The sequence below is a fragment of the Marinomonas sp. BSi20584 genome (assembly GCF_002792415.1).
Lineage (GTDB): Bacteria > Pseudomonadota > Gammaproteobacteria > Pseudomonadales > Marinomonadaceae > Marinomonas > Marinomonas polaris.
Map to the genome: position 1 here is coordinate 107758 of NZ_KZ454883.1, position 24627 is coordinate 132384.

The window sequence follows — 24627 nt, forward strand, 5'->3', positions numbered from 1 at the left end:
TTTTTCATTCCATTAAACACTAGCGATAACATTTTGATTTAACATAAAAATCTAGTGTAGAGAATTTTGTTTAGTATGATCTACATCAGGATTGATATCATGATGTTCAGTGTACAACATCATTGCCGACAGTCTGACGTACTCAACCAATTCTGTTAAATCAGCTTCGTTATCATTGTTGTCTTCTAATGCGCGCATTTCCGCTTGCATGCCGGAGATATTGGCAAAATCACGCAGAATTTGCTTGGTTTCATCTGATAAATCCTTTTTTTGCCCAGACAAACCATAACCAGCCAAAAAACCATGGGCCCATTGCGCCAAAGTCACACCTCTTTCGCATAATTCAGCATCGTCATCGGAAATACTTGGCACAAGCGCAAACTCACCATTTTGGAACAAAGTCAGCGTGGCGGTATAAAGTTCAACGATTACTGCTCGACTAGCTTCTTCTTTCCAGCCTTCGATATCACAAAACTCTACAACCATGGACAACCAATCTTCCAATGGCAAAGTCACGCCAGAAGCAAGATAACCACAAAGTTGGCCATGCAATTCTGATGGTGATGCGGTAATGGATTCGGTGACAAAAACATCGGCGATCAAATCGAAGTCCAATGCGTCTTTTAACATTTCTGTGGACATAAACTGTCTACCTATTTCTGTTCAATTTATAAAAAAGAAGCCGCACCTAGTGGCGCGGCTTTCTGTCACATATTGCGATCTCATACCAACAATATGGGGCAGTGATACAGGCCTTTCAAGTCTATTAGCCTAGTTGTTTAAGGCCAGACTCTACCGTTTGCAGAATCAAAGTATTGATTGTCATTGGGCCAACACCACCAGGAACTGGAGTATAAGCCGCAACGCGATCAGTCAAAGGACCAAGCTCAATATCACCAACACCACCTGGATGATAACCAGCATCAACCACAACTGCGCCGTCTTTGATCCACTCTGCTTTGATAAATTCTGGTTTGCCTACAGCACCAACGATTACGTCGGCTTGTTTCACAAATTCAGACAGATTCTGTGTACGAGAATGACAAATCGTCACGGTTGCATTGGCATTCAACATCATCATCGCCATTGGTTTGCCAAGAATTGGACTACGACCAACCACAACAACGTGCTTACCTTCTAGGTTCACATCGTACGCTTCAAGCAAACGCATGATACCAGCAGGTGTTGCCGCGCCGTAAGCAGGCTCTTGCATAGCCATACGACCAAAACCAAGACAAGTTACACCATCTACGTCTTTGTGAGCCGCAATCGCGTCGAAACACAAACGTTCATCAATTTGCTCTGGCACTGGGTGTTGCAACAAAATACCGTGCACGTCAGGGTTATTGTTTAGCTCGTTGATCTTTGCTAGTAGCTGCTCAGTGGTCGTGGTTTCAGACAATTCAATTGCCATAGAATCCATACCAACACGACGACAAGCATTGCCTTTCATCTTCACATAAGTGGCTGATGCTGGATCAGCACCCACTAGAATTGTCGCTAAAATTGGGGTGCAACCGGTACGCTCTTTAAGCTCGGTAACTTGAGCCTGTAGGCGGTTTTCAGTTTCTTTGGCGCAAAGTTTGCCGTCAAGAACCAGTGCAGTCATGAATGAGCTCCAGTAAAATTAGAGTGATGTATGAGGGAGGCGCATTATACCTCAACTTTTGCTTTGATACGCAGTGCCAAAACCAATTTGTTCGGCAAAAGAGCGAATCTTCACTTTTACTCTACGCTGGCTCTAAATAGTCCACCAACAACTGAAGGTTACGCTGACCACGAAACTCATTCACATCAAGTTTATAAACCAAGCGAGCTTGTGTCGCTTTATCATTCGGCCATTGATCTAGATCGACAAAGAAGCTAATTGCATCTAATAAAAGCCCACTACTCGGCTCACGCACCATAAGTTTAAGGTGTTTTTCACCAACGATACGCTGCTGCAAGATATCAAACACGCCATCAAAACAAGGCTCTGGGAACATCTGTCCCCACGGGCCAGATAAGCGAACTTGCTCGGCAAAACTCAAACTAAAGTCTTCTGGCGCCAACGGCCCGTCAGTCAACAATGTCGCTTGTAATTGTTCGGGGGTTACCCATTCGGTAATGATGGCATCAAATGCCAAACGGAAAGCGTCATAGTGAGATTCTTTGATCGACATACCTGCCGCCATGGCGTGACCACCAAACTTGCTAAGCAACTGCGGATAACGTTTGGCCAATAAATCCAAAGCATCACGAATATGAACACCCGCAATGGAACGAGCTGAGCCTTTCAACTCATCTTCACCCACACGAGCAAAAGCAATCACTGGACGATGGCATTTATCTTTCATCCGCGAAGCCAAAATCCCAATCACACCTTGATGCCAATCCGCATCGTAAAAACACATACCGTTCGGCATGTCTTGTTCTTCGTCTAACAAAGACACAAGTGCTAATTCAGCCTGTTCTTTCATATCAGATTCGATAGCTTTGCGTTCACGATTGAACTGATCTAACTGCTGAGCATAATCGCGTGCTTGATGAGGATGAACTGCGAGCAAACACTCAATACCGATCGACATATCATCTAAACGACCTGCAGCGTTCAACCTTGGCCCGACCACAAAACCCAAATCGGATGCTTTCAATTGAGTATAATCGCGACGCCCGACTTCTAATAAAGCGAGAATCCCCGGGCGCGCCAAGCCGGCTTGAATACGCTTGATACCTTGCTGGACGAGAATGCGATTATTGGCATCCAAAGGCACAACATCCGCTACAGTTCCGAGTGCCACTAAATCCAAATAATCTGCCATTTTGGGCTCTGGAATGTGCTGATCAGTAAACCAATTACGACTATTCAACTCGGCTCTTAAAGCCGACATTACGTAAAAAATAACGCCAACACCCGCTAAGTTCTTGCTTGGAAAACCACAATTTGGATGGTTTGGATTCACAATAGCATCGGCGTTCGGAAGCGTATCACCGGGTAAATGGTGATCTGTAACAACTACTTTCATACCATAGGACTTTGCTGCCAACACGCCATCAATACTAGCAATGCCATTATCCACCGTCACCAAGACATCTGGTGATCGCTCTTGCGCGACCTCGACAATTTCAGGCGTTAGTCCATAACCAAATTCAAATCGGTTTGGTACCAAGTATTCTGGAGCAATCGCTCCCATCGCCTCTAAAGCTAAAATGCCAAGACTGGTACTTGTCGCGCCATCGGCATCGAAGTCACCAACGATAAGAATCTTCTGACCAGCAACAATGGCATCCGCCAATATCTTCGCCGCGGTGGTTAGGTCAAATAAAGAATCAGGTCTTAATAAATGCGGTAAGCGGTAATCAAGCTGAGCAACGGACACCACATCACGAGACAAAAAAACGCGCTGTAAAGTCGCAGACATAGTCGAGGGAAAGTCATTTTTTTCAGCCGGCACAGCTCGACGCTCAATACGCATATAAATCTCAAAGTCAGGATAAGCAGATAGACAAAGAATAACATGAAAATGACCGCACTCGCGCTGCAGCCAATTCCAAGAAAAAATTTTCAGCAAATACAAAACCACACTGGATCAAGAACCACCATAAAATGATTAAAAATCAGACACATAATATCATTAGGTTTTGTTACATAAGCGGTAAATAGGAGAGGTTTTCTTACAAAACTGACGCAAAAAAGGAATTTTCTAGGCTATCACCTACAGAACCACCTCCTGACCAGAAAGTTAAGATATTCGGTGATATGATGCCGCACTTTTTTGATTTGGATAAGTATTCTAAAGATAAAAACTGAGCAGTACTCGTTTTAACCTATCGGAAAAAATATGAAAAATCACTCACCTACGACTCATAAACCACAATCAAACCAACGATTTGCGTTGGTTGCCTTAACATCATTGTTCTTTATGTGGGGCTTTATCACCTCATTGAATGACATCCTAATACCGCACTTGAAAGGCGTTTTTGACCTTAACTATACGCAAGCCATGATGATTCAAATGTGCTTCTTCGGCGCTTACTTTATCGTTTCAGTACCTGCAGGAAACCTAGTCAAAAAAGTAGGCTTTCAGCGTGGTATAGGTATCGGCCTAATGATCGCCGCAGCTGGCTGCCTTTTGTTTATTGCTGCCGCAAAAGCACAGCAATACAGTATATTTTTAAGTGCGCTTTTTGTTTTAGCGGCAGGTATTACCATTCTTCAAGTCGCAGCAAATCCTCTTGTTACAGCAATGGGGCCAACAGAAACAGCATCAAGCCGTTTAACGCTTTCTCAAGCCTTTAATGCGTTAGGCACAACCGTTGCACCTCTTGTTGGTGGTGCACTATTGTTTACGGTTGCCGGACAATATGCCACCAAAGCACAAGAAGCTGAGAGCGTTATTATCCCTTACATCGGTTTGGCGATTTTACTTGTTCTTTTAGCTGCTATTTTCACTCGCATTAGCCTTCCAACACCTTCAAATATTGAAGAAGACACCACGGATACGCCAAGCGTTAGCATCTTAAAACACCGCCATTTGGTGTTGGGAACTGTCGCGATATTTATGTATGTGGGTGCAGAAGTGGCCATCGGCAGTTTATTGGTTAACTTCTTTGGCCTTGAAAATATTGCTGGCCTAGCTGAGGCAGATGCCGCTCATTATGTCGCCTATTATTGGGGCGGAGCTATGGTAGGACGCTTTATTGGTGCCGCGTTAATGCAGCGTATCTCTGCCGGTAGCTTACTCACATTTAATGCCTTCGCAGTAATTGCATTGATTACTAGCGCTATACTGAATGATGGTCATGTTGCTATGTGGTCTATATTATTAGTTGGCTTATTCAACTCTATTATGTTCCCAACTATATTCAGCCTCGCCTTGAAAGATCTTGGTCCACAAACTAGTCGTGGTTCTGGCTTGCTTTGCTTAGCTATTGTAGGCGGCGCTATATTACCGGTATTGCAGGGCTTTATTGCTGACTCAATTGGCCTTCAAATTTCATTCGTTATGCCAATAATTTGTTACCTATATATTGCTTACTTTGGAGTCTTTGGCTCTAAACCCGTTTCTTGATAAAAGCACAACAGAAAAAATAATATAGTGTAACGCTTTATAGAAAAATGGCCTGCTTAAGCCATTAAGCAGGCCATTTTTTATTAATCAATCATCAACAGAAGGCAGCGCATTTAGCTTTTTCGAGTTCGGTTTCGACCTGCTCGCTTTGCACTATATAAACGACTATCAGCAAGAGTTATCGCTTCTCGTAATGAAGTAGATTCATTCATTGTCGCCACACCAAAACTTAGAGTCATACGAAACTTCTGATCGAGATACTCAAACTCGTAATCCTCTACATCTTGCCGAATAGATTCAGCCAATGAAAAAGCCTCCGACTCACTACAATCACAAACCGCTATCAAAAACTCTTCTCCCCCCCATCGAGAAGCTAAGCCGCCCTCAGGAAGAGACACTTGGATAATTTTAGCCAATTGAGAAAGAGCATAATCTCCAGCGTCATGACCATATTCATCATTAATACTTTTAAAAAAATCAACGTCAGCCAACAATAGATGAAAACTCGTATAGGAGCTTGCCTCAAGCCGTTGCAACATTCCTCTACGATTTAATAGTTCAGTCAATGCGTCAATATAAGCGACTAGCTTTAGCTTGGCTGAAGTTTCTTTTAATTCTTGGTTAAACCGAGACATTGAATATTCATAAATACCAGAAAGAAAAACCACCACGATAAAGGAAAATAGAATCCTCGTCTTTAACTCTGGGTCATAACCAAATTCGGCAAAATGGCTATCCGTAAAAAACATCGTAATAATTAAAGCGAGTGTAAAAAAGCTAAGCTCAATCAACCCTCTCTTCATGCCATTCAAAAATAAAGACACAGCTGGAATACAATATATCCAAACATGCCCCGTTCCCTTTACACCACCAGTATAAACAAGGTAAATCATCAAAGCATACAGGGGGTAGATTACGAAATTACCAGATAAACCATGGTTATGGGTACGGCGCAAATAGATATGGTTCATTGCATATAAAAATGCAATCAATATCAACGCAGAACCAAGGACAGTTTTCTCTTCGATGAGCGACACAATACCTAGTGGTAAAGTAAAAAGTATACCGACAGAGGCAAACAGATTAATAATGAAAACCCGACGAATATTTTCAGAAAATACATCATCAGTATTACCTACATAGAAAAAGGTCAGCCAAGAAGCTTTATTTTTTTTATTATCAAATTTTGATTTATGTGCGTATTTTGTCATGCATATTCTCCGACTTAGCACTTCCAAGCCGTATATGATAGGGAAACTTCAAATAAGCCTCCCCAATACACACAATCCTACACCAAAGCCTAAAATAGCTCCTCTCATAACCCCCTTTAGTTACAAATTACAACAATTCATATACTTAGCACTTTAGGCTGGATACAAACGCGATAACAAAACAGGCACCACTGTTTCAACTTTTAAAATTCTATCCCCCAAATGCACTGATTCCATGCCCGCTTCATGCCATTTACTCACTTCAAATTCATTCCACCCACCTTCAGGCCCAAGTGCTAGAACACAAGGTTGCTGAATATCGATAGGACAACGTTTAGACAAATAAGGGTGTGCAAGCAATCCCACTTTATCTTTTAAAATATCTGGCAATTGATCTTCTACAAAAGGACGAAACCTAGGAATTAAAGACCAGTTTGGCATTACTGTGTCTTTGGCTTGTTCCAATCCTTCTAACAAACATTGCTGAATAGATTCGGTCTGCAAAACGGGACTCTGCCAATAGCTTTTTTCAACTTTGGCGGAATGAATAAGATATAAATCTTTCACCCCCATTGCAGTGATATTTTGCAAGGTTCGCTTCAGCATATTTGGTCTTGGCAAAGCCATAACCAATACCATAGGCAAAGGCTCTGGCGGCAGAGAAGAGAGATTTAACGAATGAATATAACCGGCTCTATCCTCGCTTGGCGACTCATAAACCCCTTCGCCTATTTTTCCATTCAAAATACCCACTCGCAGAACATCACCCTGCTGCGCTTTAATGACTTTTGAAATATGAGTTTGTTGGCGCAGAGTTAACCCATAAAGGCCATCACCAAGGGTGTTTTTAGAATCAAGTAATATGATATTCATATGAAGGGCGCAAAAATAAAAGGAAAAAAGAAACGGCCAATCTTTGATTGGCCGTTATTAGCATTGCTAATTTATCTAGAGCTATCTCTAATTAAACTAAATTTTTTCAGCAACAAAAGCCTGAACATCGCTCAGGCTATTATCTAGTACAGTATAAGATTCTTCACGCTCGAAAAGATCTTTCATGTGCTCAGGCAACATTGGTGTTTCGCAACCAGCTTTTTCGACAGCTTCAGGGAACTTCACTGGGTGGGCTGTTGCCAGGGTAATCATTGGTACAGACTGATCTTTCCAGCAATGACGAGCCGCTTCAAGACCAATCGCCGTGTGCGGATCAAGCAAGTATTGTGTTTTAGCAAACACATCTGCAATCACTTCACAAGTTTTCTTGTCATCGACTTTATAGCTGTCAAAGTTATCTTTTACAAAAGACCAAGCTTGATCATTTAACGATACATCGCCTTTATTAAAGCGCGCCATCAAATCATCAATTGCCGCACCATCGCGACCATGAGCATCAAACAATAAACGCTCAAAGTTACTAGAAACCATGATATCCATACTTGGCGATAGGGTCACGTTCAAAGACTGACGACTCATGTCGTTTTCTGCGATCACGCGATGCAAAATATCATTCTGGTTGGTAGCAACCACAAGCTGATCAATTGGCAAGCCCATTTTCTTCGCCAAATAACCCGCAAAGATATCACCAAAGTTACCCGTTGGCACAGAGAACGACACCTTACGATGCGGCGCGCCAACAGACAAAGCTGAAGAAAAATAGTAAACGATCTGAGCCATGATACGGGCCCAGTTAATCGAGTTAACCGCACCTAACTTAGCGCCTTTCAAGAAAGACTGATCAGCAAAGCTGGATTTCACCATGCCTTGGCAATCATCAAAATTACCTTTCACCGCGATGTTAAATACATTGTCGTCGATAACCGTAGTCATTTGACGACGCTGTACTTCAGATACACGTTGGTATGGATGTAAAATAAAAATATTCAGATGCTCTGAATGACGACACCCTTCAATCGCTGCAGAACCCGTGTCACCAGATGTCGCACCTAGGATAACCAATTTTTCCTTACGTTCAGACAGAACATAATCCATCAAACGACCAAGCAACTGTAATGCAAAATCTTTAAATGCCAAGGTTGGACCACGAAATAACTCTAGTATCCATTCGTTATTACCAATCTGAACCATGGGCGCAATAGCAGTATGATTAAAACCAGCGTAAGCGTCCTTAATCATAGTCTTAAAAGCATCAGCAGGAATATCACCTTCCACAAAAGGCCACATCACTTTAAAAGCAAGTTCTTGGTAACTTAGACTCGCCCAAGAAGCGATTTCTTCTTTGCTGTAATGAGGCAAGGTTTCAGGTACATATAAGCCACCATCATTTGCCAAACCAGCCAATAACACATCACCAAAAGAAAGCGCAGGCGCTTTACCACGAGTAGAAATGTATTTCATATTTGCTCTCTCTTACGCCAAGTTTTCAACACGGATTCGCTGCACTGTTCCAGCAACATCCGGCAAGGCTTCAATCGCCGCAATAGCAGCATTCATATTGCGTTCTTTTACATCATGAGTCATCACAACCAATGGCACCAATTCGCTACCTTCGCGCTCACGCTGAATAAGAGACTCGATACTGATGTTATTCACAGAAAGGATCTGCGTAATATTAGCAAGCACACCAGCGCGGTCTTTAATCGTCATGTTAAGGAAGAAACCACATTCAATTTCTTCAACGGGTAAAATTTGCACATGAGATAAAGAATCGGCTTGGAAAGCCAAATGCGGCACTCTGTTTGTTGGATCTGCCGTCAAAGTACGAGCAACATCAATAACATCAGCGATAACAGAAGAGCCTGTTGGCAATGCGCCAGCACCGGCACCGTAAGTCAAAGTCGGCCCAACAACGTCACCTTGCACCATAATAGCGTTCATTACACCATTTACATTAGCCAAAAGCTGCTTATGGGAAATCAAGGTCGGATGAACTCTCAGCTCAATACCGGCTTTAGAACGACGAGCAATGCCCAAGTGTTTGATGGCATAACCAAGGTCATCTGCAAACGCCACGTCTTCAGATGTGATACGGCTAATACCTTCGGTATAAGTTTTTTCAAATTGCAGCGGAATACCGAACGCAATAGATGCAAGAATCGTCAGTTTATGAGCAGCATCAATACCTTCAATATCAAAGGTTGGATCAGCTTCGGCGTAGCCAAGAGCTTGAGCCTCTGCCAATACATCTTCGAATTCACGGCCTTTTTGACTCATTTCCGTCAAAATAAAATTGCCTGTGCCGTTAATAATGCCAGCTAACCACTCAATTCGGTTAGCAGACAAGCCTTCACGAAGCTGTTTAATAATAGGAATTCCGCCAGCAACCGCTGCTTCAAAAGCAACAATGACGCCTTTCTCTTGAGCTTTGGCAAAAATTTCGTTGCCATGCTCAGCAATAAGCGCCTTGTTTGCGGTCACGACATGCTTGCCATTTTCTATGGCCGTAAGAACCAATTCTTTCGCGACAGAAGTTCCGCCAATCAGCTCAAGAACAATGTCGATCTCTGGATTATTGACCACATCAAAAATATCACGGGTAACATTGATACCGGAGGTATCACAAGCGTCGTTATCACGACGGGCACCTACTTGCTCAATAACAATACTGCGACCCACACGTCGTGTAATCTCTTCCGCATTATTACGAAGAATGTTAAAACTACCGGACCCCACTGTCCCCAGTCCACAAATTCCGACTTTTACCGGTTTCAAAACAATACCCCACAGAGATAATTTAATTTTTATAAGACACTTAGTTAAGTGACAAGTTGACTCATTATAACGCCAGTATTATTCAAACCCAACGTAGAAAAGGCTGAAGAAGACTCATGTTTAGTGGAATATTTCGCGATAAGACTATAACCCAAGGTGTTTAACCAACTCAGCTGCTGGTAAATATCCTGGTAAAAACTCACCGTTGCCTAGCACAATACTTGGCGTACCGCGCACACCCACTTCATTGCCTAGTTTATACTGATCTGCAACTGGGTTAACACATTTGTTTTCAGGAATTTCAGCGCCTAATTTTGCTTGCGTAAGCCACTCTTTAGGATCAGCTGAACACCAAATACTGACCATTTTAGTATAGGCTTCTGAACCTATACCGGCTCTTGGGTAAGCCAAGTAGCGCACAGTAACACCCGCCTCATTAAGTTTTGGGACTTCTTTATGAAGCATTCGGCAGTAACCACAATCAACATCTGTAAATACGGTGATGTGCGCTTTCTCGTCCTTTGCTTTGTAGACAATCATTTGCGATTCAGGAAGTGTTTCAATTTTGGCAAGTTTTGCTTTTTCTGTTTCGTTCTCAAGCGTTGTATTGTCTATTCGGTAAAGATCACCCGCGACAAAATATTTGCCATCTTGCGTTACATGTAATGTTGGACCGTTTTTTAAAACAACAACATACAAGCCTGCGCCTTCATGCAATTTCGCACTTTCGACTTCATATTGAGGCAACGCCTTTTGAACCGCAGATAAGACAGCTGATTGATCAGCAAATACTGCACAGGAAAGAGAAAGCAACATAGTTATTGCAGTAGAGCGAGACAGGGAACAGAAAAAACGCTTCATGAAAACCTCAAAGACATGTAAATAGTCTCTATTAGGCCATACGAAAGGGGGTTAGTTCCATAAAAAAAGGCGACTCGCGTCGCCTTTTTTTAATAAGAAAAAATTAACGTTTAGCCAATTTTTCTTTGATACGTGCAGATTTACCAGAACGCTCGCGTAGGTAGTAGATCTTAGCTTGACGCACGTCACCGCGGCGTTTAACTTCGATGCTTTCAACCAAAGGGCTGTACGTTTGGAAAGCACGCTCAACACCGATACCGCTAGAAATTTTACGAACGGTAAATGCTGAGTTAAGACCACGGTTACGCTTAGAGATTACAATGCCTTCATAGGCCTGTAGACGCTCGCGTGAACCTTCTTTAACTTTAACTTGAACAACAATAGTATCACCAGGACCGAAGGCTGGGATTTCTTTTGTCATTTGTTCAGCTTCTATCTGCTGAATCAGTTTAGTTTTATTACTCATGGATGTGACTCCTAATGATATGGTTTCTTATCAGCATGAAGGCTCTTCTTTCTGATAAGCTCGCAATTCCTACTCTGCCGAGGTTGAATCTTCAGTTTCGCGAATAAACTCTTCTAACAGCAACTGCTGTTCCTTGTCCAACTCAAGGTTCTGCAGAAGGTCTGGCCGGCGCTGAAAAGTTCTTGCGAGCTTTTGCTTTAAACGCCAGCGTCTAATCTCCTCGTGGTTGCCACTAAGCAGCACCGATGGCACAGGTTCACCATTTAGTACTTCTGGGCGAGTATAATGCGGACAGTCCAACAACCCATCAGAGAATGAATCTTCATCCGCAGATGCTTGCTTTCCTAACACTCCTGGAACCATACGAAATACAGCATCCATGAGCACCATTGCCGGCAACTCGCCACCGCTTAGGACAAAGTCGCCAATTGACCATTCTTCATCAATCTCAGATTGAATCAAACGCTCATCAACTCCTTCATAACGACCTGCTACCAGAATAAATTCTGCTTGTTTAGCAAGCTGTTGCACGCCTTCTTGCGTTAGCGTACGCCCTTGAGGGGATAGATAAATAACTTTTGCATTGGGTACCAATAACTTGGCACTCGCAATAGCATCTTTGAGAGGCTGAACTTTCATCAGCATCCCTGGACCACCACCATAAGGTCGATCATCTACAGTCTTATGCTTGTCATGAGTAAAATCGCGGGGATTAAAAAAATCCACCTCAACCAACCCAGACTTAATGGCTCTGCCTGTTACTCCATATTGGGTAATGGCCTGAAACATCTCCGGAAAGAGCGATATAACGCTAACCTTCACGTTGTGACCTCAGCTTATCTGTTTAAAATTCTGGATCCCAGTCAACTACCATTTCCTGCTGTTCTAAATCTATATTTAAAACATAAGTTCCTGGAGCATAAGGAATCAATCGCTCTTCACGATCAAAGCTACCTTCACACGCGCGGACAACAACTACATCATTCGCACCAGTTTCCATAAGTTGAGAAACCTTCCCTAAGAGGACACCCTCTTTGGTAATAACCCTCAGTCCTTCCAGTTGGCTCCAGTAATAATCACCTTCTTCCAAATCTGGTAGTTCTGCTGCATCTATATAAACGTCCATACCACAGATATCTTTTACTTGATCTCTGTCGGTATAACCTTTTACCGATGCTACCAAACCTCGCCCTTGCAGACGGCCTTGGCTTAATTCAACGATCTTCCACCCACTAGGAGTTTTCAACCACCAATGCTTGTAATCAAAGATCCCTTGCATTGGATCGGTGTGCGAATATAACTTCACCCACCCTTTAACACCATATACCGATGTAATGCGTCCAACCACAAGGGCTTGCTCAGGAGCGGCCGCTTGTTTTAATTCAGACATAGCATTACCTCAGTATTAAGCGTTTTTGCTAGCATCTTTTACAAGCTGCGCAGCACGGTCAGAAAGTTGAGCGCCTTGGCTAACCCAATGATTTACGCGATCTAGATCGATGCGTAGACGTTCTTCTTGACCACGAGCAACAGGGTTAAAGAAACCCAAACGCTCGATATAACGACCATCACGTGCACGACGGCTATCAGCCACGTTCAAATGATAGAATGGGCGCTTTTTAGAGCCACCACGAGAAAGACGAATAGTTACCATATGATTGGTTCCTTATTGCTTAACGAAACACCCCTTGCCGAGTCGAATTTTTGACTCATACAACAAGAAGGCGGCATATTCTAGTCGATTAACTAGAAAAACAAAAGGGTGAATTACTCACCCAGACATTAAAAACGGCAGTTTTTTAACTGCCGTTAGTAAAAACAAGAAGATATGCTTAAAATTTAGGGAAATTTCCGCCGCCAGGCATACCACCGCCCGGCATCATCCCCCCCAAACCACGCATCATTTTCTTCATTCCGCCTTTGGCGGTCATCTTCTTCATCATCTTCTGCATTTGTTTATGCTGCTTTAAAAGACGATTCAAATCTTGAATTTGTAAACCCGCTCCCGTTGAGATACGTTTTTTACGAGAACCATTAATAACATCTGGATTATGACGTTCAGCTGGTGTCATGGAATTTATCAAGGCTTCCATTTGAACGAACATTTTATCATTCACTTTATCTTGGATATTACCTAGCTGCCCCATTCCAGGAAGCTTATCCAACATGGAACTCATACCGCCCATGTTTTTCATTTGCTGAAGCTGCTCTTTGAAATCTTCTAAATCAAAGCCTTTGCCTTTTTTCAGCTTACCTGCAAGTTTATCAGCTTTTTCTTTGTCGATCTTTTGCTCTGCTTCCTCTATTAAGGAAAGCATATCGCCCATACCAAGAATACGAGACGCTAAACGATCAGGATGGAAAGGTTCTAATGCATCGGTTTTCTCACCAACACCTAAGAACTTAATCGGCTTACCTGTAATGTGTCGAACAGATAAAGCAGCACCACCACGGGCATCACCATCAGTCTTGGTTAAGATAACACCGGTGAGCGGCAACACATCACCAAAAGCTTTTGCAGTATTCGCAGCATCTTGGCCCGTCATGGCATCCACAACGAACAAGGTTTCAATTGGGTTAACTGCCGCGTGCAAAGCTTTAATTTCTGCCATCATGTCTTCATCAATCGACAAACGACCTGCCGTATCGATAATCAAAACATCTTTATGGGCTTTTTTGGCGTAATCGATGGCATTATTAACAATATCAATCGGCTTTTGTGACAAGTCACTTGGGATGAAATCAACACCCACTTCACCAGCCAATGTTTCAAGCTGCTTAATAGCCGCTGGACGATAAACGTCAGCACTGACGACCGATACAGATTTCTTTTCACGTTCTTTTAAGTATTTCGCTAATTTAGCGGCCGAGGTAGTTTTACCTGCCCCTTGTAAACCTGCTAACAAAATGACTGCTGGACGTGCTGCACGAAGGTTAAGACCATCGTTAGCTTGCCCCATAACGCTTTCAAGTTCCTGCTTAACAATTTTCAGGAAGACTTGGCCAGGACTCAAACTTTTTGAAACTTCAGTCCCTATCGCACGCTCTTTAACAGCAGCAATGAAATCTTTAACAACTGGCAAAGCAACGTCGGCTTCAAGAAGCGCCATACGCACTTCACGTAACACTTCTTGTATGTTGTCTTCAGTTAATTTAGCTCGACCTCGAATACGATCAAGCGAGGAAGTTAAGCGATTCGATAAATTGTCGAACATATTGCCCTCAAATTTTGGCTCTAAATGGAAAAAACCTACGGTTTCAGTTTATCCAAGGTGAAATTGTCTCTATTATAACGGATAAATGATTATCACCCTATACCTTTACCCTGCGGAACCTTTAGTTTCATGACTCAATTATCGCTTTGGCTTGCTTGTATCGCTTGTTTGATTGCTGGCACAGCGTATTACCTGCGTCCAGAAAATCGCTCAACCCAGTACATTGGGGCAATTACGATTGCCATACACACATTCTCTCTCACACAAGTATTACTTAATAGAGATGGCTTTAACTTTTTAACAATTGGGCTGCTTATTGCGTTAATTGGTAACAGCCTACTTTGGTTTAGTAACCGCGACAAAGATTTGTCGCTATTGCTCGGCACCGCATTCCCTCTTGGCGCGATTATTATTGCATTAAATGCCATTGAGCCGTGGAACCTAACCCAACTGCACAGCAACTCATGGGGCACTAGTGCTCATATTCTTATTGCCTCTGCTGCTTACAGTTTATTCACTGCTGCTTGTGGCGTTGGTATTCTGCTTGCTATGCAAGAGTATCAACTTAAAAATCACAAGTTAAAGCAACTACTTAGAGTACCGCCATTACAAGTCCTAGAACGCTTGATGTTTGAGTTTATCTGGGCGGCTTTCATTTTGTTAACCATCACAATAGCAACTGGCTTTTATTTTATTGAAGACATGTTTGCCCAACACCTAGTTCACAAAACATTTTTCACAATTGCTTCTTGGTTTGTGTTTGCAGGATTACTACTTGGCAGACATATAGCAGGCTGGCGTGGACAACTGGCGGTAAAACTGACGTTGAGTGGTTTTTTCTTGCTAATGCTCGGCTACTTTGGCAGCCAAATAGCACTACAAATATTACGTCATTAGCTATTAATGACGTAAAGTATGTTTGACAGTCTGATCTTAAGAACCAATAATCCAGTTATCTACATAATTGAGGCGATCCCTTTTTGAACGAAGTACCCTTAGGTGTTCTTAGTGGAATACTTTTTTGTCTTATTTTACTTTCTGCTTTCTTTTCGAGTTCCGAAACAGGAATGTTGTCGATAAATAAATATCGGCTCAAACACCTTGTTAAGAACAAGAACCGATCTGCAATAAAAGTAAACTCTCTTTTAGAACGTCCTGATAGACTTATCGGCGTTATCTTAATCGGAAACAACTTTGTTAATATCCTTGCTTCTGCCATAGCAACTATCATTGCCGTGCGCTTATGGGGCGATGCTGGTGTCGCTATCGCTACAGCTGCGCTCACTATGGTTGTATTGATTTTCGCAGAAGTCACACCAAAAACATTGGCCGCGATACATCCTGAGAAAATTGCTTTTCCAGCTTCTTGGATCCTTGCAATTTTGTTAAAGGTTCTTTATCCGCTAGTTTGGTTGGTAAATGGCTTATCTAATGGTCTTTTGCGTTTAATCGGTGTGCATGCCTCACAAAAAAGCCACGACACGCTTGACTCGGAAGAGCTAAGAACCGTGGTAAATGAAGCGAGTGGATTGATCCCTGCTGCTCACCAAGAAATGCTTATTTCAATTCTGGATTTAGAAAAAGTCTCTGTCGAAGACATCATGATTCCTCGCAATGAAGTCATTGGCATCGACATTGAAGACTCGATCGAAGAGATTATCGAACAAATCTGCCAAAGCAGACACACGCGTATGCCTGTCTATAATGGTGAGATCAACAAAGTCATCGGTATACTTCACGCACGTCATGCTGCGGTATTTCTTCGCGATCCGACACCATCAAAGGCTGCCCTTTTGAAAGCAACCGTTGAACCTTACTTCATCCCTGAAAGCACATCTCTAAACACAGTACTGCTGAACTTCCAAAAAGATCATCAGCAAATGGGTATCGTGGTAGATGAATATGGTGATGTCCAAGGTATTGCTGCTCTAGAAGACGTACTTGAAGAAATCGTGGGTGAGTTCACTCCACCAACCCAAGACGAAGAAGAAGAAATTCAAACTCTTGATGACGGCTCTTTTAGAATCGAAGGTTCGACACACATTCGAGAGATAAATAAAACGCTTGATTGGCATCTACCAACAGACGGACCAAAGACACTCAACGGCCTTATTATCGAAACACTGGAATTCATCCCTGAGCACCCAATTAGCTTATGGGTTGGACATTACATGATCGAAATCCAAGAAATCGAAGATAAAGTCGTCAAATACGCCAAGCTTCAGCTGAAACGTTAAGGAAACATCATGAGATATTGCCCGCAATGCGGTCACGCCGTTAATATGACCATCCCTGCTGGGGATAATAGGCTACGTGCGGTTTGCCCAAGTTGCGAGTTTATCGATTATGATAATCCTAGATTGATCACCGGCACCATTCCGCTTTATGACGGTAAGATCTTATTATGCCGAAGAAATATTGAGCCACGCTTAGGCTACTGGACTTTGCCTGCCGGTTTCATGGAAAACCAAGAAACCACGAGCGAAGGCGCATTAAGAGAAACATTAGAGGAAAGCGGATCAACAGCGATATGCAAACAAGCTTTTAGCATGATCAGCATCCCTCGCATCAATCAAGTGCATCTTTTTTATATCGCAGAATTAGAGAAAGATGACTTTCATGCCACCGAAGAAAGCTCAGAAGTTGCCCTATTTGATTTTGATGAAATCCCTTGGGGGGAGCTGGCTTTTAGCAGCGTCACTAAGACTATTGAGTTTTTCATCGAAGATCATAAAAAAGGCCAGTATGGTTTTCACGAAGACACCATCCACTTCAACACTGTATCTGAATAAAATGATAGGCCACCTCTTCATAGGGGTGCGCCAACAATAAAGCAGCTAAAACAACCGCTTTTACCTCCTCGCTCAGCACCATTTCCACCCGATATTCATCAACAAACTCTAATTCATCGACCTTACCAAGAAAAGGCGTCGCTCCTTTTACCGGCTTGAACTGCCCTTGCCCTTTCACTTGCCAACAACAAGAGTCATAGTTTCCCATTGAACCTGCGCCAGCCGAAAAAACAGCCTGTTTAACAGATTCTAAATGAGATTCAGGCACATAAAATACTAGCGAATACATAACACCCTCCAACCATTTCATTTAGACAAACAATCAATTTATCCAACTTACCAAAGACTAACTTGCTCCTGACTCTGCGGCAAAGCCAAAGATTTTTGATAACTAGGGGTTAGCGAACGTACTTTTTCATCCAATTGCGCAGCCAGAGTTGGCGCTGCGATATTATCTGAAGAATGCACAAATACACTTGGCGTGAGCCCTTCAGATAGCCACTGTGATAATTTAGCCGCCCACTGGCCTAGCCAAAACTCATTACGCGGTAAATCAGGATGACCAATAAAACGCACGACTGGATGATTCGCAGTCGCTACGGGATGACAAGGCACTCTCGGCTTTTTCTTCTGAGCATCAACCAAGCTTTCGCAATACGCTTCCGTAGAAAAAACTGGTCTAGAATCCATCACCACACGATTCACATTACGCTCAGACAATCCGGTTAAAAAACGTCGCTCGGTTTGAGACTTATCAAAATAGGCAAGATTACGTACTTCAACAGACAAAGGCGTGGATAGCGTCCACATATCACATAAAGCTAGAATCGTTTCTAGAGCACGCTCGTCGCATACCGCAGGGAATTGCAACATAGTTGGGCCAAGCTTAGCCTGCAATGGTTGCAAGGAAAGCATGAAGGCAAACCAATCTTGCTGAACGTCACGCCAAGGACGCTCTATCAATCGGTGAGTGACTGTTTGTGGTGCCTTAAAACTAAACCTGAAGTCGCCAGCAACAGACTCATACCAACGTAATAACTGAGCATCATCCACTTTGGTGTAAAAAGTACTACTAACTTCAACCGTTGAGAACACTTGCGAATATCGGCCAATTCGCTCTGCAGTAGGAAGCGAAGTAGGATAAAGCCAATTAACCCAAGCTGGATGCTGCCATTGCGCCATGCCGTAGTGGATAGTCATGTAACTACTTGACGGTATTCAACAGCGTCAATAATGTAGGTTTTCTCTCCGCCAGCAAGGCGAATAACCACCTCATCACCTTCTTGCTTCTTGAGCAAAGCCCGAGCGACAGGAGAATCAATACTAATATAATTCGGGTTATGATCTAGCTCATCTGGACCAACGATGCGGTACTCTTTAGCATTTCCTACTTCATCTTCTAGCGTCACCCAAGCCCCAAAAAAAACTCGCTCTTGGTCACTAGGAAAACGATCAACAACAGTACAAACATCCAAACGTTTTTCCAGATAACGCACTCGACGATCTATTTCTCGAAGCTGCCTTTTCCCATATATGTATTCCGCATTCTCTGAACGATCACCTTGAGCCGCGGCCTCACGAACCGTTTCGGTTACAGCAGGACGCTTCTCTTTCCACAAATACTTAAGCTCAGCCAATAAAGCATGAGCGCCCTCTTGAGTAATATATGCAGACTTGGGTGGCGAGGGCGGACGGTATCGACTCATTTTTAGCAGCCTTTTTAATTATTAAAAAACGAAAGATAGTAAAAACAAAAATGCCGCCAGCTATTAGTTGGCGGCATTTCATATATTACAGCGATAAGAAGTTAAAGCTATGTAAGCTTACGATTCTTGCTTATGCACATGCACATCCATTTGAGGGTATGGAATACCAACGCCACGCTCATCAAAAGTGTATTTGATTTTTTCTAAAAGATCCGCTCGCACTGTCCAATAATCGCCAGAAGCAACCCAAGGACGCAGGAAGAAATTCACTGAACTATCAGCCAATTCAGAAACCGCAATTAAGCATTTAGGGTCTTTTAAAATACGTTCATCAGCATTAACAATTTCTTCCATGATTTGTTTTGCCAAACGGATATCTGCATCGTAACTAATACCAATAACAAGGTCTAAGCGGCGAGTTGATTCACGAGAAAAGTTTACAATAGAGCCGTTCATCACAGAAGAGTTTGGCACGATGATGACACGATTATCTGGCGTCTTAAGATACGTATGAAATAACTCTATACGATTAACTGTACCCATTTGACCGCCAGCATCAATAAAGTCACCTGAACGGAATGGGCGCAATATTATAATCAGTACACCTGACGCAAAGTTAGACAAAGAACCTTGCAAGGCAAGACCAACAGCTAAACCAGCAGCACCGAGAATAGCAATAAAGGATGTCGTCTCTACCCCTATTTGCCCCAATGCCATCAAGGCAACACCAGCAAACATCAAAGCATACAAGATACTTGACGCAAAACCTGCAACAGCCTGATCAACAGAAGCCTTAAGCATTCGTTTCTCACACCAATGCGAAACTTTGGAAGCAATGAACTTACCTACAAAGAAAACAACAAGACCAATTACTAAATTGATAACACTATCTGCCAACCAAGGCATCAACTCAGAACCTTGATCAAACAACGCCTCTATTTCATTCATACTTAAACCCTATGCTCTTCCGTTTTAAAATAAAATCAGACCAAATACTTTGATTTATGCTGCCACTCATCCAATAATAATTCCAGCTGAGAAATACCTTTTTTATTAAAATTAATACAAATCCGCCCATTAATTAATTGCGTTCCCTTCACACCTAGCTCATCAATCAATAAACACTGCTCTCTTAACTCATCAAGCACATCGTCATCTCTAACAGTCATACCGATGAAAGCATGCCACTCATATTCAGGCAAAACACCTTGAATTGCTTTTTTAAGCAAGGTTATACATTGATCTTGGGTCAACCTATAATAAGGTACTTTTGATTGATGACGAATAAAAAACAACACCCAAAAAACTAACAGTAGAAACAAAAAACTGATAGAAACTAGCAGCTGAACCAACATTATTTAAAGTCATAAGCCATCAAAGAGGATCTAGCGCGCTGTAAATGCTCAGCATGCTCCACTTCGTAACTGTCCATTTCGAGTCGAAACTTCATTTTTGCAGGCTTAGGTAAATCCCCCCACTGATCGTGAGTTGGAATATGCTGGGTTTTCTCAGTAATAATATAAAAAGCCGAAATATCTTCGTGCTCAGACAAATCCTCGCTCAACTGATCCAACAAATGTTTTATTCGAATACTGGCTTCTATCCAATTTAGCTCTTCTGTCCCCACTGTTTTCAAAAGAACTCGAATACTATCAATTCTTTTTTGACGCTCTTCAAGAAAACGATTTTCTCCAGCACGAATCTTTTCTTCTCGGGTTTGATTCAACTTTAGTTGATGACGAATAAACCAAAGAGAAACGGCAATAACACCAACACAACAGAGCAAAACAATCATAAATGCAGTAAAAGACATAAAAAATCCAATCAAACAGAAATAAACACGTTATAAATCGACATCAACAAGAGCTAAAAAGTCAGCATATAATTGAGGTGTCGATACCAAAAGCCCTTCCCCATTAACTACATCAGGCCAAGTTGATGTGCTAGATAAATAGTACCCCACCTTGGCGCCAGCCTCTTCCGCTATTAAAGTGCCGGCTGCCATATCCCAAGGTTTCACGCTTTCAAAATACGCATCTAGACGACCAGCAGCCACCCAACACAAATCCAAAGCAGCAGAACCATTACGACGAACATCTTGGCAGTGATGCAAAATACGCGAAACTCTTTCAATAATAGGCGTTAGTGCCGTTTTTTGATAAGGGAACCCCGTGGCGACCAAGGCATTCCTTAACTCTTGAGCGCTAGAAACCGCTAAAGGCTTACCATTGCAGAAGGCTCCCGAACCTTTCAACGCCCAAAAACACTCCCCTAAAAACGGCGCATTTACCACGCCCAAAATTCGCTGATCGCCAATATAAAGACCAATAGAAACAGCAACATGATGATGACCATGTGCAAAATTCACCGTACCATCAATAGGATCAATCACCCAAACAGGTACGTCATCACCAATACTACCAAGATCCATATGCGGTGAAGACTCTTCAGACAAAATACAGTGAGAAGGATAGCTTTCAACAATGCGACTACAAATGTACTGGTCGACCGCAATATCAGTCGAAGTAACCAGTTCATGATTCATTTTATAATCACGTACAAAGGTTGAATTCTCTCGCGCCGTTACGATCATTTCTCCAGCCTTCATTGCTAGAGCTTTCGCAAAATCCAGCCATTCCTCATAGTTTTCAGACACAAAAGCCCCTTAAAAGAAGAGATAAATATACTTAACCAACTATGCTAATCGAGCATTTAACCAATGAGAGATATCTAGTACTTGCTCAGGACAAACAGAATGAGGCATATCATAAGATTGATAAGCAACAGAATAGCCTTTAGAAACTAAAATATCCCTTGCTTGAGTAGCCAACACTGGCGCAACCACTGGATCTTGCAAGCCGTGATGAATAAGAATTGGAGTTTGACCATTAGGACAAGCATCTGCTTCTGGCACTTTATCGCCATTAACCAAATAGGTTGATAACGCGAGCACGCCAGCTAACATATGCTTAGTGTGCAATGCTGTTTGATAAGCAATAACGCCACCTTGAGAAAAACCAGCCAAGATAATTCGATTTGGGGCGATGCCTTTATTAATTTGATCTTGTATCAACTGCTCGACTTGTAGACAGGATTCATCGATATTTTCCATGTCTACTTTTCGCTCTAGAGTCATCTCGTAGATGTCATACCAAGCACGCATCTCCATACCACCATTGACAGTAACAGGACGACGTGGGGCATGAGGAAAAACAAAGCGCACTTTTAACGTTGGTAACAAAGATAAAGCAGGAACCAAAGACTCAAAATCATGGCCGTCTGAACCTAAACCATGCAACCAAATAATAGCAGCATCGGGCTGCTCGTTCGTTTCCACTAATACAGAGGGCAATAATTCAGTCATTCTTTAACACTCCAAAAAAATAGGCTATCGCAATTAGCCATAGCCTATCATATTGACGTTTCTCACTCGACACCTTGCTCCTACTGCAGTCTCTTTTAAAATAGTTTTTAAAGTTAAAAGTTTAGTGCTCAACTGGAAAGCGCATCTCCATAACCTCTTGTTTTTCATTCAACTGAAATAACACATCCGCTTTACCTGGCATCACCGCTAACATGTGTCGAGTCAGTCTTTCGTAATACTGCATAAATTGCTGCAGCTCTTTCGAGGACATCACTTTTAAATCAATAGTATCCAGCAAAATACCGTGAATATCATGAAGATGACTTTCCAGTACCCGCTCTTGCTTATCACGCCAATGATAAATAACATCGTAGTTTGGTGCCTGCATCCAAGCCATTAAATCAATTTGCGAAAATAACGCTTTATAGTCGTCTTTTAAGAGTTGATTCACTTTATTACGCCACAATCCATCAGCATCCATTTCTGCTTCAAGCTGGTTCAACGGTTGATCCATGTCCCCACCCATTGGTGGTGCACCAACACACCAACCTTCAAATAGAACAACATCAACAGGTCCCTGAACCTCTTGCCATAAATGTACCGCTTTTCGATCATCAATAGACTTATCGAAGCGAGGAAACTTCATCACTTCACCTTCTTTAAGATTCTTCAATCGCTCAAAAAGCGAGAGCGCAAAACTAACATCATGAGTTCCAGGTACACCTCGCACAGAAAACATTGATGTTGTTTGTTTGGCAAATTTCATGCGATCTTGCCGAGTGCTGTACAAATCATCCAAACTGATCACGATACAATTCAGGTCAAAGCCCTTACTTAATATTCGACTAATAACACTACAAAACGTCGTTTTCCCACACCCTTGCGCACCACCAACACCTACAACTAAAGGCCCTTTCCCTACATGAGCCTTTTGACTCAACCAGCTAGAAAAAGGCAAATACAATCCATCCATTTGATCAACCAAAGAAGCATCCGCATACAAACAGCTTAATGTTTGCTCCACTTCGAATCGCAACCGGTGTGACAAGGGGTCTGGCATGCTTAGATTTGTATAATCAAACTTACTTTGCTGTTTCAACATAATGATCACCTCCGTATTGTTCGCCCTTAAGTATAGTAAGCCGCCACGAAATTGATCAAAATTTACACACTCAAATGAAAGGGAGGTTCAATTGATGAGGCTCTGGTGGAGACAAACGATAGCCCACACCAATTAAACGAACTGGACGACGAGACCGGGAATAAGCCTGCTGCAACAGTTGCGAAAACACATCATCAGACAATTTGGCTTTAATTGGTTGCTCTATCGTTGTTTGCTTAAAGTCGTCAAATTTTACTTTTAGATAATATTTACTTAGTTGAGATTCGAAATCTCTTCCCGACATACGCTTTTTTAGATCGGTCAGCAAGATAGGTAGGACTGACTGACACTCTTTGAGATCAAGCAAATCTTTAGAAAAGGTATGCTCCACCGAAATACTCTTTCTTTCCCGAGAAACAGTCACTGGACGATCATCAATACCTAGGGCAAATTGGGACAAACGAAATGACATACTGCCAAAACTTTTTTGCAGAACAGAAAAATCTAATGCTTGTAAATCTGAGCACTTAAATACGCCTAGTGAAGCAAGCTTTTCTTGCGCAACACGGCCTATTCCTGAAATAAATTTAACGGGAACATTAGAAACAAACTCAAACTGCTTTTCTGGCGTAACAACCGTTAATCCATCTGGTTTATCCCAATCGCTTGCTACTTTTGCGATGAATTTATTAGTCGCTACTCCTGCAGAAACCGTAATACCAACTTCTTTCAGTATTCTTGAACGTATCTCTTCCGCAATCCGTGTAGCACTTCCTTGAAAACTTGATGAGTTAGTAACATCAAGATACGCTTCATCCAATGATAAGGGCTCAATGATATCGGTGAATTCTCGAAAAATAGCATGCATTTGCTCAGAAGCAAGTCGGTATTTATTCATATTTCCAGGTATAACAAGCAAGGCAGGACATAGCCGTTTCGCCACAGATGTCGGCATAGCAGAACGAACACCATAAACTCGAGCGGCATAGTTAGCCGTCGACAATACACTCCGTCCACTTGCGGGCCCCCCAATAGCCATTGGAATATTGCGCAAATTAGGATCGTCCCGCATCTCTATCGCAGCATAAAAACAATCAGCATCTATATGAATAATCTTTCGATTCTGCAATATAACACCCAAAAAATACTGTATAAAAACAAGGGCTATCCATTTAGAGCAACCAGACACT

The 24627-nt window shown here is 42.3% G+C and carries 27 protein-coding genes; 4 read left to right on the forward strand and 23 right to left on the reverse strand.

Annotation, left to right across the window (positions count from 1 at the left end; translation table 11 throughout):
- Positions 1–51: 51 nt before the first annotated feature.
- The 3 genes from TY87_RS14680 to recJ all read right to left on the reverse strand — a co-directional run bounded on the left by TY87_RS14680 (position 52) and on the right by recJ (position 3455).
- Complete coding sequence (locus TY87_RS14680; RefSeq protein ID WP_072841552.1) at positions 52–642, reverse strand: UPF0149 family protein; 591 nt, start codon at positions 640–642, stop codon at positions 52–54.
- A gap of 124 nt (positions 643–766) precedes the next feature.
- Positions 767–1609, reverse strand: coding sequence for a bifunctional methylenetetrahydrofolate dehydrogenase/methenyltetrahydrofolate cyclohydrolase FolD (gene folD, locus TY87_RS14685; RefSeq protein WP_072841551.1), 843 nt, complete (start codon positions 1607–1609; stop codon positions 767–769).
- 121 nt (positions 1610–1730) lie between these two features.
- A complete protein-coding gene (recJ, locus tag TY87_RS14690; protein WP_072841640.1) occupies positions 1731–3455 on the reverse strand; it encodes a single-stranded-DNA-specific exonuclease RecJ in 1725 nt (574 codons plus the stop codon).
- Between the two features lie 366 nt (positions 3456–3821).
- On the opposite strand from recJ, the gene TY87_RS14695 reads away from it, so the two are divergent.
- Positions 3822–5051, forward strand: coding sequence for a sugar MFS transporter (locus tag TY87_RS14695; RefSeq protein WP_072841550.1), 1230 nt, complete (start codon positions 3822–3824; stop codon positions 5049–5051).
- Between the two features lie 113 nt (positions 5052–5164).
- On the opposite strand, the gene TY87_RS14700 is transcribed toward TY87_RS14695, so the two are convergent.
- From TY87_RS14700 to ffh, 10 genes are all read right to left on the reverse strand, one after another.
- The gene (locus TY87_RS14700) at positions 5165–6262 is read right to left on the reverse strand and encodes a GGDEF domain-containing protein (RefSeq protein WP_072841548.1); all 1098 of its coding nucleotides are present in this window, start codon (positions 6260–6262) and stop codon (positions 5165–5167) included.
- Positions 6263–6415: 153 nt separating this feature from the next.
- Positions 6416–7135, reverse strand: a complete 720-nt coding sequence (locus TY87_RS14705) for a 16S rRNA (uracil(1498)-N(3))-methyltransferase (RefSeq protein WP_072841546.1) — start codon at positions 7133–7135, stop codon at positions 6416–6418.
- Between the two features lie 96 nt (positions 7136–7231).
- Complete coding sequence (gene thrC, locus TY87_RS14710) at positions 7232–8617, reverse strand: threonine synthase (protein ID WP_072841544.1); 1386 nt, start codon at positions 8615–8617, stop codon at positions 7232–7234.
- Positions 8618–8629: 12 nt separating this feature from the next.
- Positions 8630–9931: a homoserine dehydrogenase gene (locus TY87_RS14715; protein WP_072841542.1), complete on the reverse strand. Its 1302-nt coding sequence runs from the start codon at positions 9929–9931 to the stop codon at positions 8630–8632.
- 144 nt (positions 9932–10075) lie between these two features.
- Positions 10076–10792, reverse strand: a complete 717-nt coding sequence (locus tag TY87_RS14720; protein WP_072841540.1) for a thioredoxin fold domain-containing protein — start codon at positions 10790–10792, stop codon at positions 10076–10078.
- Positions 10793–10895: 103 nt separating this feature from the next.
- A complete protein-coding gene (gene rplS, locus TY87_RS14725; RefSeq protein ID WP_072841538.1) occupies positions 10896–11258 on the reverse strand; it encodes a 50S ribosomal protein L19 in 363 nt (120 codons plus the stop codon).
- A 69-nt stretch (positions 11259–11327) separates the two neighbouring features.
- Positions 11328–12080 carry a tRNA (guanosine(37)-N1)-methyltransferase TrmD gene (trmD, locus tag TY87_RS14730; RefSeq protein ID WP_100187645.1) on the reverse strand — a complete coding sequence of 251 codons (753 nt, stop codon included), beginning with the start codon at positions 12078–12080 and terminating at the stop codon, positions 11328–11330.
- Positions 12081–12102: 22 nt separating this feature from the next.
- Complete coding sequence (gene rimM / locus TY87_RS14735; RefSeq protein WP_072841534.1) at positions 12103–12648, reverse strand: ribosome maturation factor RimM; 546 nt, start codon at positions 12646–12648, stop codon at positions 12103–12105.
- 15 nt (positions 12649–12663) lie between these two features.
- Positions 12664–12912 (reverse strand): 30S ribosomal protein S16, encoded by a 249-nt coding sequence (gene rpsP, locus TY87_RS14740; RefSeq protein WP_012071436.1) that lies wholly within the window; start codon positions 12910–12912, stop codon positions 12664–12666.
- A 178-nt stretch (positions 12913–13090) separates the two neighbouring features.
- Positions 13091–14473, reverse strand: a complete 1383-nt coding sequence (ffh, locus tag TY87_RS14745; RefSeq protein ID WP_100187646.1) for a signal recognition particle protein — start codon at positions 14471–14473, stop codon at positions 13091–13093.
- Positions 14474–14602: 129 nt separating this feature from the next.
- On the opposite strand from ffh, the gene TY87_RS14750 reads away from it, so the two are divergent.
- From TY87_RS14750 to TY87_RS14760, 3 genes are all read left to right on the forward strand, one after another.
- Positions 14603–15370, forward strand: a complete 768-nt coding sequence (locus TY87_RS14750) for a cytochrome C assembly family protein (protein WP_072841531.1) — start codon at positions 14603–14605, stop codon at positions 15368–15370.
- An 83-nt stretch (positions 15371–15453) separates the two neighbouring features.
- Complete coding sequence (locus TY87_RS14755; RefSeq protein ID WP_072841529.1) at positions 15454–16710, forward strand: HlyC/CorC family transporter; 1257 nt, start codon at positions 15454–15456, stop codon at positions 16708–16710.
- Positions 16711–16719: 9 nt separating this feature from the next.
- Complete coding sequence (locus TY87_RS14760) at positions 16720–17265, forward strand: NUDIX hydrolase (protein ID WP_072841527.1); 546 nt, start codon at positions 16720–16722, stop codon at positions 17263–17265.
- Here the strand turns inward: TY87_RS14760 and TY87_RS14765 are convergent.
- The 10 genes from TY87_RS14765 to dinB form a co-directional block, all read right to left on the reverse strand.
- Positions 17246–17554 (reverse strand): YqfO family protein, encoded by a 309-nt coding sequence (locus tag TY87_RS14765; RefSeq protein WP_072841525.1) that lies wholly within the window; start codon positions 17552–17554, stop codon positions 17246–17248. The two genes, TY87_RS14760 and TY87_RS14765, sit on opposite strands and share 20 nt — an antisense overlap.
- A gap of 47 nt (positions 17555–17601) precedes the next feature.
- Positions 17602–18465, reverse strand: a complete 864-nt coding sequence (locus TY87_RS14770; protein WP_100187647.1) for a DUF72 domain-containing protein — start codon at positions 18463–18465, stop codon at positions 17602–17604.
- Positions 18462–18971 (reverse strand): transcription elongation factor GreB, encoded by a 510-nt coding sequence (greB, locus tag TY87_RS14775; protein ID WP_100187648.1) that lies wholly within the window; start codon positions 18969–18971, stop codon positions 18462–18464. The genes TY87_RS14770 and greB overlap by 4 nt, the downstream gene beginning before the upstream one ends.
- A gap of 117 nt (positions 18972–19088) precedes the next feature.
- On the reverse strand, positions 19089–19919 hold the full coding sequence (locus tag TY87_RS14780) for a mechanosensitive ion channel family protein (protein ID WP_072841521.1): 831 nt from the start codon (positions 19917–19919) through the stop codon (positions 19089–19091).
- Between the two features lie 35 nt (positions 19920–19954).
- Positions 19955–20326, reverse strand: a complete 372-nt coding sequence (locus TY87_RS14785; protein WP_100187649.1) for a hypothetical protein — start codon at positions 20324–20326, stop codon at positions 19955–19957.
- Positions 20326–20784, reverse strand: a complete 459-nt coding sequence (locus TY87_RS14790; RefSeq protein WP_072841517.1) for a DUF2489 domain-containing protein — start codon at positions 20782–20784, stop codon at positions 20326–20328. The genes TY87_RS14785 and TY87_RS14790 overlap by 1 nt, the downstream gene beginning before the upstream one ends.
- A 30-nt stretch (positions 20785–20814) precedes the next feature.
- The gene (locus TY87_RS14795) at positions 20815–21627 is read right to left on the reverse strand and encodes an inositol monophosphatase family protein (RefSeq protein WP_100187650.1); all 813 of its coding nucleotides are present in this window, start codon (positions 21625–21627) and stop codon (positions 20815–20817) included.
- Between the two features lie 39 nt (positions 21628–21666).
- Positions 21667–22335: an alpha/beta hydrolase gene (locus TY87_RS14800; protein ID WP_100187651.1), complete on the reverse strand. Its 669-nt coding sequence runs from the start codon at positions 22333–22335 to the stop codon at positions 21667–21669.
- 121 nt (positions 22336–22456) lie between these two features.
- The gene (locus tag TY87_RS14805; protein ID WP_072841511.1) at positions 22457–23437 is read right to left on the reverse strand and encodes a hypothetical protein; all 981 of its coding nucleotides are present in this window, start codon (positions 23435–23437) and stop codon (positions 22457–22459) included.
- A 70-nt stretch (positions 23438–23507) separates the two neighbouring features.
- Positions 23508–24566 (reverse strand): DNA polymerase IV, encoded by a 1059-nt coding sequence (gene dinB / locus TY87_RS14810; RefSeq protein WP_100187660.1) that lies wholly within the window; start codon positions 24564–24566, stop codon positions 23508–23510.
- Positions 24567–24627 lie beyond the last annotated feature (61 nt).

What these genes read in the sequence shown, in the direction of transcription:
- rpsP (WP_012071436.1), bottom strand. Translation starts at nt 12,912, where the DNA reads ATGGTAACTATTCGTCTTTCTCGTGGTGGCTCTAAAAAGCGCCCATTC.
- TY87_RS14720 (WP_072841540.1), bottom strand. Translation starts at nt 10,792, where the DNA reads ATGAAGCGTTTTTTCTGTTCCCTGTCTCGCTCTACTGCAATAACTATG.
- thrC (WP_072841544.1), bottom strand. Translation starts at nt 8,617, where the DNA reads ATGAAATACATTTCTACTCGTGGTAAAGCGCCTGCGCTTTCTTTTGGT.
- rimM (WP_072841534.1), bottom strand. Translation starts at nt 12,648, where the DNA reads ATGTCTGAATTAAAACAAGCGGCCGCTCCTGAGCAAGCCCTTGTGGTT.
- TY87_RS14760 (WP_072841527.1), top strand. Translation starts at nt 16,720, where the DNA reads ATGAGATATTGCCCGCAATGCGGTCACGCCGTTAATATGACCATCCCT.
- TY87_RS14780 (WP_072841521.1), bottom strand. Translation starts at nt 19,919, where the DNA reads ATGAATGAAATAGAGGCGTTGTTTGATCAAGGTTCTGAGTTGATGCCT.
- TY87_RS14785 (WP_100187649.1), bottom strand. Translation starts at nt 20,326, where the DNA reads ATGTTGGTTCAGCTGCTAGTTTCTATCAGTTTTTTGTTTCTACTGTTA.
- recJ (WP_072841640.1), bottom strand. Translation starts at nt 3,455, where the DNA reads ATGCGTATTGAGCGTCGAGCTGTGCCGGCTGAAAAAAATGACTTTCCC.
- TY87_RS14805 (WP_072841511.1), bottom strand. Translation starts at nt 23,437, where the DNA reads ATGTTGAAACAGCAAAGTAAGTTTGATTATACAAATCTAAGCATGCCA.
- ffh (WP_100187646.1), bottom strand. Translation starts at nt 14,473, where the DNA reads ATGTTCGACAATTTATCGAATCGCTTAACTTCCTCGCTTGATCGTATT.
- TY87_RS14700 (WP_072841548.1), bottom strand. Translation starts at nt 6,262, where the DNA reads ATGACAAAATACGCACATAAATCAAAATTTGATAATAAAAAAAATAAA.
- TY87_RS14695 (WP_072841550.1), top strand. Translation starts at nt 3,822, where the DNA reads ATGAAAAATCACTCACCTACGACTCATAAACCACAATCAAACCAACGA.
- greB (WP_100187648.1), bottom strand. Translation starts at nt 18,971, where the DNA reads ATGAGTCGATACCGTCCGCCCTCGCCACCCAAGTCTGCATATATTACT.
- TY87_RS14680 (WP_072841552.1), bottom strand. Translation starts at nt 642, where the DNA reads ATGTCCACAGAAATGTTAAAAGACGCATTGGACTTCGATTTGATCGCC.
- TY87_RS14800 (WP_100187651.1), bottom strand. Translation starts at nt 22,335, where the DNA reads ATGACTGAATTATTGCCCTCTGTATTAGTGGAAACGAACGAGCAGCCC.
- TY87_RS14765 (WP_072841525.1), bottom strand. Translation starts at nt 17,554, where the DNA reads ATGTATTCGCTAGTATTTTATGTGCCTGAATCTCATTTAGAATCTGTT.
- TY87_RS14750 (WP_072841531.1), top strand. Translation starts at nt 14,603, where the DNA reads ATGACTCAATTATCGCTTTGGCTTGCTTGTATCGCTTGTTTGATTGCT.
- rplS (WP_072841538.1), bottom strand. Translation starts at nt 11,258, where the DNA reads ATGAGTAATAAAACTAAACTGATTCAGCAGATAGAAGCTGAACAAATG.
- TY87_RS14790 (WP_072841517.1), bottom strand. Translation starts at nt 20,784, where the DNA reads ATGTCTTTTACTGCATTTATGATTGTTTTGCTCTGTTGTGTTGGTGTT.
- folD (WP_072841551.1), bottom strand. Translation starts at nt 1,609, where the DNA reads ATGACTGCACTGGTTCTTGACGGCAAACTTTGCGCCAAAGAAACTGAA.
- TY87_RS14705 (WP_072841546.1), bottom strand. Translation starts at nt 7,135, where the DNA reads ATGAATATCATATTACTTGATTCTAAAAACACCCTTGGTGATGGCCTT.
- TY87_RS14770 (WP_100187647.1), bottom strand. Translation starts at nt 18,465, where the DNA reads ATGACTATCCACTACGGCATGGCGCAATGGCAGCATCCAGCTTGGGTT.